The 14,726-nt window shown below is 30.8% G+C and carries 15 protein-coding genes and 1 tRNA gene; 6 read left to right on the forward strand and 10 right to left on the reverse strand.

All coding sequences use genetic code 11. From position 1 onward, the window contains the following. Positions 1 to 5 precede the first annotated feature (5 nt). A complete protein-coding gene (locus tag OB7_RS04955; RefSeq protein ID WP_004101225.1) occupies positions 6 to 1,502 on the forward strand; it encodes a hypothetical protein in 1,497 nt (498 codons plus the stop codon). A 41-nt stretch (positions 1,503 to 1,543) separates the two neighbouring features. Here the strand turns inward: OB7_RS04955 and glpX are convergent, their stop codons facing one another. From glpX to folP, 3 genes are all read right to left on the reverse strand, one after another. Continuing rightward, entirely contained in the window at positions 1,544 to 2,563 is a 1,020-nt protein-coding gene (gene glpX, locus OB7_RS04960; protein WP_004101226.1) for a class II fructose-bisphosphatase, read from the reverse strand. A 108-nt stretch (positions 2,564 to 2,671) separates the two neighbouring features. Continuing rightward, entirely contained in the window at positions 2,672 to 3,367 is a 696-nt protein-coding gene (locus tag OB7_RS04965; protein WP_041427204.1) for a pseudouridine synthase, read from the reverse strand. Beyond that, the gene (gene folP / locus OB7_RS04970; RefSeq protein WP_004101228.1) at positions 3,354 to 4,184 is read right to left on the reverse strand and encodes a dihydropteroate synthase; all 831 of its coding nucleotides are present in this window, start codon (positions 4,182 to 4,184) and stop codon (positions 3,354 to 3,356) included. The genes OB7_RS04965 and folP overlap by 14 nt, the downstream gene beginning before the upstream one ends. A gap of 127 nt (positions 4,185 to 4,311) precedes the next feature. On the opposite strand from folP, the gene OB7_RS04975 reads away from it, so the two are divergent. The 5 genes from OB7_RS04975 to OB7_RS04995 are packed head-to-tail and all read left to right on the forward strand — an operon-like array spanning position 4,312 to position 8,483. After that, entirely contained in the window at positions 4,312 to 5,088 is a 777-nt protein-coding gene (locus OB7_RS04975; RefSeq protein WP_012580016.1) for an alpha/beta hydrolase, read from the forward strand. Positions 5,089 to 5,129: 41 nt separating this feature from the next. Next, positions 5,130 to 6,146 carry a pyridoxal-phosphate-dependent aminotransferase family protein gene (locus tag OB7_RS04980; RefSeq protein WP_114702677.1) on the forward strand — a complete coding sequence of 339 codons (1,017 nt, stop codon included), beginning with the start codon at positions 5,130 to 5,132 and terminating at the stop codon, positions 6,144 to 6,146. Continuing rightward, a complete protein-coding gene (locus tag OB7_RS04985; protein WP_114702678.1) occupies positions 6,143 to 6,853 on the forward strand; it encodes a phosphocholine cytidylyltransferase family protein in 711 nt (236 codons plus the stop codon). The genes OB7_RS04980 and OB7_RS04985 overlap by 4 nt, the downstream gene beginning before the upstream one ends. Beyond that, positions 6,850 to 7,512 (forward strand): CDP-alcohol phosphatidyltransferase family protein, encoded by a 663-nt coding sequence (locus OB7_RS04990; protein ID WP_114702679.1) that lies wholly within the window; start codon positions 6,850 to 6,852, stop codon positions 7,510 to 7,512. Before OB7_RS04985 ends, OB7_RS04990 begins: the two co-directional genes overlap by 4 nt. Then, positions 7,509 to 8,483: a lysylphosphatidylglycerol synthase transmembrane domain-containing protein gene (locus OB7_RS04995; RefSeq protein ID WP_114702680.1), complete on the forward strand. Its 975-nt coding sequence runs from the start codon at positions 7,509 to 7,511 to the stop codon at positions 8,481 to 8,483. Before OB7_RS04990 ends, OB7_RS04995 begins: the two co-directional genes overlap by 4 nt. A gap of 68 nt (positions 8,484 to 8,551) precedes the next feature. On the opposite strand, the gene OB7_RS05000 is transcribed toward OB7_RS04995, so the two are convergent. From OB7_RS05000 to OB7_RS05030, 7 genes are all read right to left on the reverse strand, one after another. Then, positions 8,552 to 9,904 carry an MFS transporter gene (locus OB7_RS05000; RefSeq protein WP_004101239.1) on the reverse strand — a complete coding sequence of 451 codons (1,353 nt, stop codon included), beginning with the start codon at positions 9,902 to 9,904 and terminating at the stop codon, positions 8,552 to 8,554. Next, positions 9,901 to 11,238, reverse strand: coding sequence for an RtcB family protein (locus tag OB7_RS05005; RefSeq protein WP_114702681.1), 1,338 nt, complete (start codon positions 11,236 to 11,238; stop codon positions 9,901 to 9,903). Before OB7_RS05005 ends, OB7_RS05000 begins: the two co-directional genes overlap by 4 nt. Before the next feature lie 2 nt (positions 11,239 to 11,240). Further along, positions 11,241 to 11,897, reverse strand: coding sequence for an ATP-binding cassette domain-containing protein (locus tag OB7_RS05010; protein ID WP_114702682.1), 657 nt, complete (start codon positions 11,895 to 11,897; stop codon positions 11,241 to 11,243). After that, the gene (locus OB7_RS05015) at positions 11,887 to 12,618 is read right to left on the reverse strand and encodes an ABC transporter permease (protein WP_004101245.1); all 732 of its coding nucleotides are present in this window, start codon (positions 12,616 to 12,618) and stop codon (positions 11,887 to 11,889) included. Before OB7_RS05015 ends, OB7_RS05010 begins: the two co-directional genes overlap by 11 nt. Further along, positions 12,615 to 13,523, reverse strand: coding sequence for an ABC transporter substrate-binding protein (locus OB7_RS05020; RefSeq protein WP_012580024.1), 909 nt, complete (start codon positions 13,521 to 13,523; stop codon positions 12,615 to 12,617). Before OB7_RS05020 ends, OB7_RS05015 begins: the two co-directional genes overlap by 4 nt. A 15-nt stretch (positions 13,524 to 13,538) precedes the next feature. Next, on the reverse strand, positions 13,539 to 14,594 hold the full coding sequence (locus OB7_RS05025) for an alpha/beta hydrolase (protein WP_114702683.1): 1,056 nt from the start codon (positions 14,592 to 14,594) through the stop codon (positions 13,539 to 13,541). A gap of 54 nt (positions 14,595 to 14,648) precedes the next feature. Continuing rightward, positions 14,649 to 14,725, reverse strand: a tRNA-Thr gene (locus tag OB7_RS05030). Position 14,726: the final 1 nt, after the last annotated feature.

Raw genomic sequence — 14,726 nt, forward strand, 5'->3', positions numbered from 1 at the left:
AAATAATGAGAGATTTTATAATTTTATTAAAGTATCTTTCCAATCCTTATATGAATACTTCAAAGAGTAAAAAGTCTTCTGTTAGTAAAAATTTTTCAAAGCAACTTCTAGGTTATGCAATTGGCTCTATCCCACTTGGAATATTTGTGTTTGTTTTCTCAAAACAGATCTTTGAAAAACTTTATATGGTAGATCCTGCGGCTTCAAGGCTTATGTTTCTTTTTTGGGTTTCGATTTTGTCGCTATTTTTCATTGTAGGATTTATAGGCCTTGCGATGTATTCTCTTTCTCGAAACGATGAGTTAGAGATTTTGTTGACAATGCCGATTTCAAGAACTACCTTAACGGTATTTCAGATATTTACAGCTACAATATCTCAAATTTATGTTCTTGTCTTTTTTGTATTTGTGACATTAGCTTATTTAATTGCAGCAAAAGGAAATATTCTTATAGGTATTGTACAATTAATTGTTCACCTAGCATTTTTACTTTTATTATCATCTACAATAGCAATATTGATTGGGGGAAAAACTTCTAAATCATTTACAAGAAGGTTTTATATGATAATTGTTCTTTTATCAATATTCTTTTATTTCTTTATAATTGCACTAGTCGATGTTGATGTTGCAGAATTACAGAATTTGGTGAAAATGTTTTTATTTTCTACAAAAGAATATAATATTTTGGCATGGAGTTTTATTTCAACAAAAACGTTGATTTTTTCAATTATATCTGCTGCAATATTATTTATATTATTTAGAATAATATCCAGCAAAATTGGTTTTGAACCTATTCAAAGAAATTCTAAAAAAAGATATGATATAAAAGGCTCGGGTTCAGTTTTGAATGCCATAATAAAAAAAGATTTAAAAGCCACAATAAGGTATGAGCAATTTTTATACTTTGTCTTGTATCCAATAGGTTTTGGCATTTTCATGATGTTTCTTAATAAAGATATTTTAAGCCCACTGATGTTTACAATCCCTATTTTCACCTTTTATATAGCACTTGAAACAGGAATATTAATGATATCTGAGATTTCAAAAATAGAGTATGTATCGGTATTCCCAGTTAAGTTTTCAACTCTTGTATTTTCAAAAATAGCTATACCGGTTTTGATTAATATTATACTGCTCCTAATTATTTTTATTGTATCAAGCATTTTCTACTCATTAAATTTGTTAGTTCTGTTAGGTTTGCTTTTTGCACTTTTGCTATTTACAATGAGTTCTATATTAGGGGCATATTTTGCAATTTCATCTTCTAATTTGAAAATTGTTAATATGAATAGGATTTTTTCTATCTCCCAAACTCTTATACTTGAAGCAGTTACCATGGGACTTGCATTTGGTTCAATAATTCCGCTTGGTATTTTAATTCAACAGCAAAGCTTAAAATGGTGGGGTTGGTTAATAATGATTTCTTCACTAGCAACAATAGTTTTGATTTCTATCTTGTTTTTTGGAAAATTAAAAAAGAAAATGGAAATTAGATTATCATAAATAAGAACTCCCCTTAAAAAAGGGGAGTTCTTTAAAGTATATTAATCATTGCCTTTTTTTCCATTAATAAATCTTACTTCACCTTCACTCTTTAGTGGTATGGTTTTATATTTTAGATTATGATGTGATATTATCTTTCTTAAGGTTTTTGTTTTTGACCTCATGACAAGAGATTCAGTTATAGCAATGTTTTTTGAATACTTTACTCCTCTTAATAGATCCCCATCTGTAACACCGGTAGCTGCAAATATTACGTTGTCACTTTTTATTAAATCATCTGTTTTGTATACTTTTTCAAGATCATAACCTTTTTCGATTAAATCATTTCGTTCTTTTTCATCTATTGGCCAGAGTTTAATTTGTATTTCCCCACCCAAGGATTTTAATGCAGCAGCAGCTAAGGTGGCTTCTGGAGATCCACCGATTCCTATGTAAATATCAACGTAGCTTTCAGGTAGAGCAGTTGCTATTGCAGCAGCTATATCGCCATCGCTAATTAGTTTTATTCTAGCACCAACTTTTCTAACTTCTTCAATTATTTCTCTGTGCCTGTCACGATTCAATATAACAACTGTAAGCTCTGAAATATCTATATTTAATATTGCAGCAGCAACTCTCAAGTTTTCTCTTATCGATGCATTGATATCCAATTTTCCTGCAAGTTCTGGTCCTACTGCAAGTTTGTAAGAATAAAAGGTTGGTAAATATTCTATGGCCCCCCTATCTGTAGCAGCAATGACACTGATAGCATTTGGAAGACCGTATGCGACAAGTCTTGTACCGTCTATTGGATCTACTGCGATATCTAATTCAGGAGTGTTTGGTTCCCAGTTTCCAACTTGTTCTCCGATATATAGCATTGGCGCTTTGTCTTTTTCGCCTTCACCGATTATAACAACACCCTGCATATCTATATAGTCCAGCATTCCACGCATTGCATCACTTGCCAATTTATCAACCATTTCTTTGTCGCCTCTACCTAAATATTTACTAGCCATAAGCGCGGCTGCTTCAGTTACTCTTACAAGTTCTAACGTAATTTCTTTAGATAGTTGACTCATTGTTACACCTCCCCACAATTTACGGAGAAATTATAACATTATGTAACTAAAAAGTAAAACTTTTTTGATGTGTGTTTTTTGAAAAAATTTACATTTTATCAAAGATAATTATGATTCAAGAGCCTTTTTCGCTGTATTATAATCTATTTCTTTCCATTCCCCCAAATTTAGGTTAAAGTCATTTAAATTGAGTTTTCCTATCCTAACTCTTTTAATCTTTTTATATTTAAGACCTAAGAAACCAACAATTAACTTTACTTCATGAAATTTTCCTTCTGTAATAACTAGTGAAATGGTTTCATCGTCAATTTTTGTAATCTTTGCCGGTTTAAATTTGATGCCATTATTGAGTGTTATACCATTACTTGCAATTTCAATCATTTCTTTGGTTAGTATTCCTTCTATTTTTACAATATATTCTTTTTCTATATTTGATTTTGGTGATATTACTTTGTGGGTAAAGTTCCCATCGTTAGTTATTAAAATCAGCCCTTCTACGTCTTTGTCAAGTCTACCGACTATATGTAATTCGTCAAGGTAAGGATGATCTATAAATTCAAAAATGTTTCTTTCATATTCAGATTTGCTCGATGTAAATCCTGAAGGTTTGTTAAAGACAATATAAACATTATGATGAGGTATTATCTCAATGTCATCCACAAATACCTCATCATTTTCATCTACATTAAACTCAGGTTTTGTTACAATGCTTCCATTTACTTTTACTCTTTTTTCCTTTATTAGTTTTTTTACTTGTTTTCTTGAACCAACTTTTGCATTAGACAAAAATTTATCCAACCGCATTTTTAATCGCCTCAATTACTTTTACCACTCTATAATTTTCTTTTACGTCATGAACTCTTATTATATCTACATCTTTCATAACTGAATATGCTGTTATGGCTAAAGTTCCTTCGAGTCTTTCTTCAACTGGAAGGTCCAAGATCATTCCTATCATAGATTTTCTACTTGCACCAACTAGAACAGGATATCCAAGTTTTTTGAATTCATCGATATGTTTGAGGATTAAAAGGTTATCTATTAATCTTTTTCCAAAACCAATTCCTGGATCGATTATTATTTTTTCTACTCCGTGTTTTTTTGAAAATTCAATTCTTTCTTTTAAGAATTTAATTATTTCACCTATTGTGTCTTCGTAGAAAGGATTTTGTTGCATATTCCTTGGTGTTCCTTTCATGTGCATTAGTATTACTGGACAATCATACTTTTTTGCTATATTTACCATGTTTTCATCGAACCTAAACGCGCTTATATCATTTATTATATCAGCACCTAATTTAAGACTTTCCTCTGCAACCTTTGATTTGTAGGTATCAACTGACACAATTATATCAAAGTTATTTTTAATGATCTCTATTGCAGGAACAACCCTGTTTAATTCTTCTTCTAAAGATACTTCTTGTGCGCCAGGCCTTGTACTTTCACCACCAACATCTATTATTTCTGCTCCATCCTTAATCATTTGAGAGACTGTATCAATTAGCCTATCACGGTCAATTCTACTTCCTGGGTAAAAAGAATCTGGGGTTACATTAATTATTCCCATTATATAAGTGTGATCAAAATTAATTTCTTTTCCATTTTTTAGTGAGTATTTCATACTCTCCCTCCTCTCTAATTATATTTTACCTTTTATATTGAATTTGTACAAATTAATAAAAAGTTAGTGTCTTTTTTAATATTGAGGTATAATAATAGAGTGTATAAAATTTTTAAGGGGGGATTATATGAATTTATTAAAATTTAGTACTAAGATAAAAACGGTTGAAGCATCACAACCAATTTTTCTTGAAGGAAGTAACGGCATAGGTGTTTTACTTATTCATGGTTATACTGGAAGTCCTCATGATATGAAATTTTTGGCTGAAAAATTAAATAAGGAGGGCTTTACTGTTTATGTTCCAAGACTGCCTGGTCATGGTACATCAAGCGAAGATTTTTTAAAAAGCAATCACAGAGATTGGCTTAGAAGAGTTATAGATAGTTATTTTGATTTATCTGGAAAGTGTAAAGAGGTTTATGTAGCTGGTCTTTCCATGGGTGGTGTATTAACATTAATACTTGCAAGTATTTTTAATCCGAAGAAGATTGTTAGCATTGCAGGTGCTATTTTTACTACTGAAAAAAAGATAGCTTTAACTCCTTACATCTCTCTTTTTTTGAAAAAAATGAAAAGAGAAGACTACAATGAAACTTATGAAGATAAAGATTTGCAGTATCTTTCAAAAGAATATTGGTCATACAATTGGCCACTTCAGGCAAAGTATTTGTATAAATTAATGAAAATTGCTAGAAAAAGATTAAAATATATAAATTCTGATATTTTAATTCTTGCATCAGAAAAGGATTTGACGGTCCCGCTAGAAGCTGCGCATTATATTTATAACAACGTTTCTTCAAAGAACAAAGAGTTGAAAATCTTTAAAAAAACGGGGCATGTAATGACAAATGATATAGAAAAAGAAGAGGTTGCAGAAACAATTATTGAATGGTTTAAAAAATAGGAGGTGGGATTATAAAGCTCTTTACCGTTGGGCCAGTTGAAATGGAAGAAGAAATTTTAGATATAGGTGGAAAGCCTATACCATATTTTAGGACATCTGAATTTTCTAAAATGATGTTTGAGATAGAAGAGATTTTTAAAGAGGTAATAGATGCGCCTAAAGATTCAAAATTTGCACTTTTGACTGCTTCGGGTACGGGTGCAATGGAAGCGGCTGTAATGAATATTTTTTCGGAAAAAGATAAAGTACTTGTGGTTAACGGAGGAACTTTCGGTGATAGATTTGCTAAGCTTTGTGAAATTCACCAAATTAATTATGATGAAATTAAATTATCCTTTGGTGAAAAACTCACAAAAGATCATTTAAAAAAATTTAATGGAAGAGATTATACAGGGCTTTTAGTAAATATTCATGAAACATCAACGGGGCAATTGTATGATATAGAACTTTTATCAGAATTTTGCCGTCAGAATAATATGATGTTTGTTGTTGATGCAATAAGTTCTTTTTTAGCCGATGAATTTAGTATGAAAAAGCATAATGTTGATTGTGTGATTTTAAGTTCTCAAAAAGCTTTAGCTCTTGCTCCTGGATTATCATTTTTGTTTTTAAGTAATAGAGCCTATACAAAAGTTTTAGAAAACGAAGTTAAAAGTATGTATTTCGACCTAAAAGATTATTTTCAAAACATGGAGAGAGGCCAAACGCCGTTTACTCCAGCCGTTTCAATTGTTTATCAATTATATGCAAAATTAAAGAGTATAAAAGAAAATGGAGTAGAAAGTTATATTTTAAAATCAAAAAATCTTGCACAGCATTTTAGAGAAAGTGTTAAATCACTTGTTAAAATACCAGATTATCCACTTTCAAATGCTCTAACGCCAATTTTAGTTGACAATGCATTTGATATATTTTTAAGGCTAAAAGAGGAAGGAATATACGTGACACCAAGCGGAGGAAAGTTAAAAGACAAGCTTCTTAGAATCGGACATATAGGTAATCTTACAAAAAAGGATAATGAAGTTTTGATATCATATCTAGAAAGGATGGTAAAATGAAAGCTATACTTCTCGCTGCAGGAAAAGGGACAAGAATTTCTAGAAAGATATCTAATATTCCAAAATCTCTTGTTGATATAAAAGGCAAGCCACTTATATTAAGAACAATTGAGATGTTGAAGCAGAATAAAATAGATGTTTCTGTGATTTTAGGATATAGAAGGGAGTTATTTTTAGAAATTCTTGATGAAGTTAAAATTTATTATAACCCTTTTTATTCTGTCACCAATAGTATAGCTTCACTTTGGTTTGCAAAGGATGAATTTTCTGAGAAAGAAGATATAATAGTTGCAAATGCTGATGTTTACTGGGATGAACAAATTTTGAAAACGTTGTGTAATTCAAAAGAAGACATTTTAATGTTATACGATTCTTCTAGGAAAGAAGAAGGTGATTATTTATTTTATGTAGAGGATAATATACTAAAAGATCACGGAAAAGAGCTCTTGCCTGAAAAAATTTCAGGGGAATATGTAGGTGTGTCTATAATAAGAAAGGAATTTCAAGCAAAGTTTAGAGAAAGATTAGAGCTTTTGGTTTCTCAAGAAAAGTACGATCTTTGGTGGGAAAATGTTTTGTATTCTTTCATTGAAGAAAGAAATGTTTATGTTAAAGATATTAAGGGGTTATTCTGGGGAGAAGTAGATTATATAGAAGATTACTATAGGATTGTAGATCATCTTAATGGACTTGAGGTGGAAAGATGAGATATAGAGAGATTATGAAGTATTTTGATACTCCAGCCGCACCAATTTGTTACGTTTTTGTTGATAGGGTGGCTTCAATTTTTGTTTGGCTTAATGTTAACTTTTTGAAGATACATCCCAATTATATCAGTATTTTATCTGGAATTTTTACAGTGTTTTCTGTTGTTAATTTTACAAAAGGCTTATTTATTAAAGGTGCTCTTTTTTATTTTTTTGCATTTTTATTTGATGCTATTGATGGACCTTCGGCAAGGGCATTAAATAAAACGTCTATGCTTGGAGTAATACTTGAAGTTTGGACAGATTCTTTAAGACTTGTTGGTAGTACTGCTGGGATTTCGTGGTACTTGTATAAAAGTACTTTGGATGAGAGATGGTTGTTGATATTATTTATATGGCTTGTTTCATTTTCAGCAGGGCTTTGGCTTTACCCTAAAGCAAAAGAAAGCTTTAAAGATTTTAAGAAAGAAAAGAAAGTTGAAGGATACTACATTTCACCTGTCCCCACCTGGATGGATTATGAAATGAAGGCCTTTTTCTTTTTACCGTTGTTTGGTCAAGTTAAGTTAGGTGTGTACATACTTGCAATTGGTTATTTTATTTCTTCACTTGGTATGTCAGGCTACTTGCTCTTTTTAGGAGGCAAAAAGAAAGAATGAAGAAAAAATTAATATTAAACGCAATAATTGCAGTTGTACTTAGTTTGGGAATAATAATTGCCATACAGTTTTTTCAAGGCGATATATCTGGATTAAAAAATATACCAGCATATATAGTTATTTATACACTACTAGGCTATATTTTAATGTACCTAATTGGAGGACTTAGTACGAAAATATTTTTAAAGGTTCTTGGGTACAAAGTAAGGTATATAGACTGTTTTGAAAATTATTTTTTTGGTAACTTTTTTTCCTACATTACACCTCTCTACGTTGGAGGACAGCCTTTTCAGATTTATCATCTTTCAAAATTAGGTGTAAAGAGCGAAGATGGTACGAATTTTATTTCAACAAGGTTATTTGAAACTTTTGTTGTAAATATAATTTTGGATGTTTGGATTTTTAAATACGCATTTAAAAATTTAAATTTTGGAAATGTTAGTAAATTTATAATTTTAATTGGTTTTATAGTTCAAGTTGTATTGACTATAGCAATTTTAATTTTCATGTTTTTTCCGCAAATCTTTCGTTTTTTAATAAAACCGATATCAAAATTATTTAAACTGGATTTGACAAAGTTGGAAAATTGGCTTTCAAATCTAAAAGAAAGTGTCTTTAATATGTGGAATAAAAATGCGTACATAGTTTTGATTGATACGGCTTTTTGGTTTGTGATAGTTTGTTTACATGCCGTGCCATTTTACCTCATGTTCAAGCATTTTGCACATATAGATATTTCTTTTTTAAGACTGGTGGGAATTTTGTCACTAATAAACACAGTCGCATATTTTGCCCCTACTCCTGGTGCAGCAGGAGGAATTGAAGGTATGTATCAACTATCTTTAAGAGGAATAATTTCTTCGTCTATAATTTCTCGTGCTATACTTTTGTGGAGGCTTTTTAGCTATTACATTCCAATATTTTTAGGACTTGTATTCATATGGCGTATTAAGGATTGGACGCAAAGATAAAATATATGATCTTTTTATAAAAAACAATTTTTTAGCAAATTTTATATTCAAATTACGCTAAAAAAATACTACCACCATCTTTTTACTCTTTCCTTTTTTAGAGGAACCTTTTTTAATATATAAGCACTTTCAATTTTGGCATTTTCATATATTTTTTGCGTTGGACGTCTTGAAATAACATTTAGTACGTTAAACACAAAGATAGTTGGAGAAACATACTTTTGTGTTTTAACAGATGCAAATATAGGAATTGCAAGTAATCTAAGTATACCTTCAATTACAAAATATATTTGTATACCAAAAATATGGTAGTTATTAATGTAGAAATTGTATTTGTTAAATATTGCAGCAAAGTATCCTCCAGATATTGACCCTATAAGTCCACCTAGTCCTCCAAAAAAACCGAATACTGCAAAATACATGGGAGATATTCTCTTTGCTGCTTCCATTGGAAGTATTAATAGTGAAAGGTTTATTGCAGCCCAGCCTATTCCAGATATTACGGCATCAAGCCCCATTGCAAATGGCCAATATTTTTCATTCATTAGTATCCAGATAAATGGTGTAAAAGATACAATCAGTATGCCAGAGATCATAACAGTTTTATTTCCTAATTTATCACTCATTTTACCCCATATAAAATAGAAAAGCATGGATATGAGTGTCATTACTATGGTTGCATAACTTATATATGTCATGGGAATATGAAGGTTTTTAAGCTGGTGGTATGAGAAAAATGGTGCGGTTAATAATAAAATAAAATTCCAATACATGTTTGCAAATGCTAGTTTCAAGAAGTTTTTTTCGCTAAAAACTTCTTTTAATTCACTAATAGTTCCTAAAGTCTTTAAAGGTGGATCATCTACAGGAATTAGTGATATAAGTCCCAAAATTGTTCCTATTAACGTTATTGAGATTACATATATATAATTATATGGTTCAGGAACATTGTCTATAATATATGAAAATAGATAGAAAATTAGCAACGTTGAAAAAGAAATTAAAACACTTCTAATGCCAAAATATCTTCCCCTTTTTTCAGATGGAATTATATCTGAAACAAGCGAAGACCAAGTGTTACCTGCCAATGAAGTAAAAGCTTGTGAAACGGCAAATGTAATTATTAAAATCATAGGGGATTTTTTACCAAGCATTATTGATATGACAACAACAAACCAAAGTAGTTTGAATGAATTAAATAACATTAAAAGTCTTTTTCTGCGTTTGAATTTTTCAATAATAGAAGGAGTGACTATTTGAAGTAGTTGGAATACCATAGGAAAGGCAGCTGTTATCCCCAAAAGCACTTCATTAAAATTAAAGAAAAGTGCAATAGAGGTAAAAACAACTCCTTGAGTTAAAATAAAATAAAAATTTGAAAATATTCCTTCTACTATTAATAAAGAATCATTTTTGGTCATCCTTTAATAACCCCCAGAGGAATTAATTTGGCAACTTTTTTAGAAAGATTTAATTTGTCTACAATTTCAATCACTCTGTCTATTTCCTTATACGCATCTGGAGCCTCTTCTAATATTGTTTTTTTAGATTTACTTTTAACTATTATACCTCTTTTTTGAAGGTTTGAAAGTACTTGATTTAAATTAAGTTTTTTTAAAGCTTGTCTTCTGCCTAAAACTCTCCCTGCTCCGTGGGCTGTGGATGAGAATGCAAAATTTTCGTTTGTTCCTACCATTACATACGAAGCAGTTCCCATATTGCCAGGAATTAAAACAGGTTGCCCAATAGATTTATATTTTTCAGGAATATCTGGATGATATGGTCCAAAAGCTCTTGTGGCACCTTTTCTATGGACTATTAACTTTTGATTGTCGTGTTTTTCAACCTTTGCAATATTGTGTGCAACATCGTACACGATTTCAACTTTTGAAAATTTGGAGAAAACTTTTCTTATGTAGTGGGTAATAATTTGTCTATTAGAAAATGCATAATTTGCGGCACAATTCATTGCAGAATAATATTTTTGACCTAGATCACTATCAAAATAAGCGTATGCAAGTTGTTTGTCTGGAAGGTCGTTATGTAAATTTCTCATAAGCTTTATATAATCAGTTGCAATTTGGTGTCCGAAGCCTCTGCTACCTGTGTGAATCATTATTACTATATGATTTTTATAAAGCCCCAAAATATTTGCTTTTTTCTCATCATATATTTCTTCAACTTTTTGAATTTCAATAAAGTGATTTCCTGCACCAAGTGTACCTAGTTCTTCCCTGCCTCTTTCATATGCTGTTTTAGAGATATCTTCCATACTTGCAGGAGAAATACTTCCAAAATCTTCAATGTATTCTAAATCTTCAGAAAGTCCACATCCCATTTCAATTGCTCTTTTGGCGCCTTCTTCTATTATTTTTTTAAAGGATTTTTTATCAAATTTTTTTGATGTTGCTCCAACTCCAACGGGTATTACATCGTAGAGCTCTTTAATAGTGCTCTCTATATATTTTTTAAAGTCATTATAGTCTATTTGCGTTTTAAGCAATCTAACTCCACAGTTAATGTCAAATCCTACGCCGCCAGGGCTTATAATGTTAGAAAAGGCAGCAACACCTCCAATTGGAAATCCATATCCCCAATGAATATCGGGCATCGCATAAGCGGCTTTCACTATAGTTGGAAGAGAAGCCACGTTTTTAAGTTGTTCAATTGCTTCGGATATTTCTGATAAGTTGTCGGTTAAAACAAAAGCATCAACTTTCATATTCCCGGTCTTTTTTATTTTATGAATATACATTCTTATCCACCCCATAACTTAATAATTTCATTTGACAGGTCAGATTCATTGATTTGACTGGTTAAAAACTCTCCTATGATTTTTGCAGGTCTATTTGAAAGAACGTATATTTTATCCGATAACATTAATGCTTCTTTTAAATCATGGGTTACAAGAATAGTAGTTATATGATTTTTATCTATTTGAGTGTTTAGATCCTTTATTAAATTCCATTTTATGTGGATATCAAGAGATGAAAATGGTTCATCAAGTAATAATAAATCTGGTTCGACAAGTAGCGCCCTTGCAAGATTTACCCTTTGCTTCATGCCTCCGCTAAGTTTAATAGGATAATAGTCTTTAAATTCGTATAGTTTTAGGGATTTAAGAATATTATCAATTTTTTTACTATCTTCAGATACAAATTTAAGATTTTCATATATTGTTTTCCAGGGAATAAGTCTTGGTTCTTGAAAGATATAACCTATTTTATCAAATTTTTTCTCAATTTTTCCTTCGGCATCCTCTAGACCTGCTATTATCCTCAAAAGTGTAGTTTTACCACATCCGGAGGGGCCAAGAAGTGCGACTTTTTCACCTTTAGATATTGAAAGGTTTATGTTTTTAAAAATGCATAATTTTCCAAAGTTTTTGGAGACATTTTCTAATTTAAGAAGCATAATAAAATTCCTTCCTTTTTATAATGAATTTTATTAGCCTTTCAGAAGATATACCCAATAGTATAGCAAATATAGTTAAAGCATATACTTTTGGAACGTTTACATATTGTCTTGCCCAAGCAATTTGTACACCAATACCTTCGTTTCCTGCTAGATACTCAGAGACTATTATAACTTTCCATATGTTTCCAGAGATAACCTCTAATGCGGTAAATAGAAAGGGGATTACCGAGCCTATATAGATATCTTTTACTATTCTCTTTTTTGGAACTTTATAAACATATGCCATTTCAATTAATTTCTTGTCAGTATTTTTGACTCCTTGAGCTATTGCAAATGTTGTATTTGGTAGAAGAGATAGAACAGTTATTACAATCGGTCCTTTAAAACCAATCCCCCAAACAAATATTACTAAGACAAGCCAGGATATAACAGGCACTGACTGAAAAATAGTAAATGCAGGTCTAAAAAGTTCGTATAGTACATCAAAAATTCCCATTAAAAAGCCAAAGAAAAAACCAAGAATGATTGTAAAAGCCAGTGCAATAATACCTTTAAGTACTGTTGAAAGCAGAGATGACCATAAGGTTTTGGTTTGGACAAGATCAATAAAGACCCTCCCTACAGAGATTGGTGTAGGGAGGATGAGTTGAGAATCTATTATTATCGAAAAAATCCACCAAATAAGGATGAATAAAATTAATCCGTATAAAAATTTCATTTTAGATAGAAACCCTCGTCAGGAACTTGTGGAATGCCTTCTGGATAAAGTTCATGCATCGTTTTTAAAAAGTTGTGAACTTCATTTTTACATTCATTAATTGGTATATACTTAAATGTTGTTCTTTCAAGTGATTTTTTTAGAATAGCAGATGGTATAGGAAGATATTTACTTGTAATTTCAAGTGCTTCATCTATATGACTGTTTGCATATTCAACGCTTTTTTTGAATGTTTTTTCAACATCGTTTATTACATTTTCAAATTCAGTAATTTTACCTACCACAAATAGTCCTGCAATAGGAATACCTAATGATGAATTTGATATTTTATTCCATTCTTGTTGGAAGTCAAGAACTATTTTTCCACTATCAAGGCACATTGATACAAAAGGTTCTGGAAGAGCTGCAAAATTAATTTTCTTAGACTTAAAAAGTGCTACAATTTCTTGAGGAGCTGCATATGCAAATTTTACGTCAACATCTGGCTTGAGGCCGTTTTGTACCAAAAGATATCTAAGCAAAACATCAACTGTCTGTCCACGACCGTGAGCAGAGTATACAGTTTTTCCTTTAAGTGAACTTAAATCTTTAAAGTCTTCGTTTGCAATTAAATAAAAAACTTTCCATTCATGTACACCAACTAATTTTATATCTACTCCACTTGAATATATATTCGCTGCCGTTGTAATTGGAAGTACTACGAACTTTGAATAATTTGATGAAACCTTTGAGACTACTTCATCGAGGTTTTTCCAAAGCTCAATTGAAATTCCAACTTCTCCTTTTACTTTTTCGCCAAGTATAGGTGCTACAGGGAAAATAGTTGGGCCAAAAGGATTTAATAAACTGATTCCAAATTGTAAGATGCTAAATAATAGTATAATACTAATAACTAATTTTTTCATATACATCCCTCCCGATTAATCATTTAAAATCTTTTTTATAGCATCTTTAAATCTTTTTCCCCAAAAATATTCATTGTGTTTTCCATTTTCGTCTATTCTAAAATAAATTTTAACAGAAAAATCGTTTAAAATTTCTTTCATTTTGTTTGCAAGTATTACCATTTCTTTATCTTCAAGTTTTCCTACATCCATATAGATTTTTCCTTTTGGAGGATTATCTTTTATATATTCAAAAATTTTCTCGTTTGCAAAAAACAAAGAAGGACTCATTGCAATTGCTCCTGAAAATATTTCTGGATATTTTGCCAATGCATATAAAGATATTAAACCTCCCATAGATGAGCCACCAATGAAAGTTTTCTCTTTATTTGCTTTAAAATTATTGTCAATAAAAGGTTTGAGCGTTTCAACGATAAATTTTATGTAGGAATCGCCTTTACCGCCAGCTTTAAATTTCTCATCATACCACGGGCTATACTCGGAGAGTCTATCTTTTGTGTTGTATATTCCAACAACAATGATTGGTTCAATTTCTCCGTTATTTATTAACTCATCTAATGTTTCATCTATCTTCCATTCTATTCCTATAAATGATGTTTTTTTATCAAATAGATTTTGTCCATCGTGCATATAAATTACTGGAAGGTTTTCTTTATATTTTGGTGGGATATATACAATAATATCTCTAAAATTTTTTAGTTGTGGGGAATAAAAATTTTCATATTTTATTAGCTTCCCTTTCATATCACTAAATCCTTTTACAAATAACTTTATTTTAATATTATCCTTAAATATACGTGCAATTCTGACACTTTTAGTTTCAGATTTTTCTTTGCTGCCTCTATTTACTGTAAATTTTATAACCCCAGAAAGGTCAGTCTTTAGGATATATTTTCCATTTTTAAACTCGAACTTAAAATTGGGGTCACCATATTTCCAACTATTAAAAGAACCTGCTAAAAATATGTCATCTTCAAGTTTTTCTAAGTTTTTTATTTCAAAATATACAGTGTATGAAAATATAGAAATTGTAATAGATAAAGTCAAAAATATGAAAAAGAGTTTTTTCAAAAAAAAGCCTCCTTATATATTATAACACAAAAAGGCCTCTTAAAAGAGGCCTTTTGGAGCAGGCGGTGGGACTCGAACCCACACCCTCCTCCTTACCAAGGAGGCGCTCCACCTCTTGAAGCTACGCCTGCA

The organism is Thermosipho africanus Ob7 (assembly GCF_003351105.1).
GTDB lineage: Bacteria > Thermotogota > Thermotogae > Thermotogales > Fervidobacteriaceae > Thermosipho > Thermosipho africanus.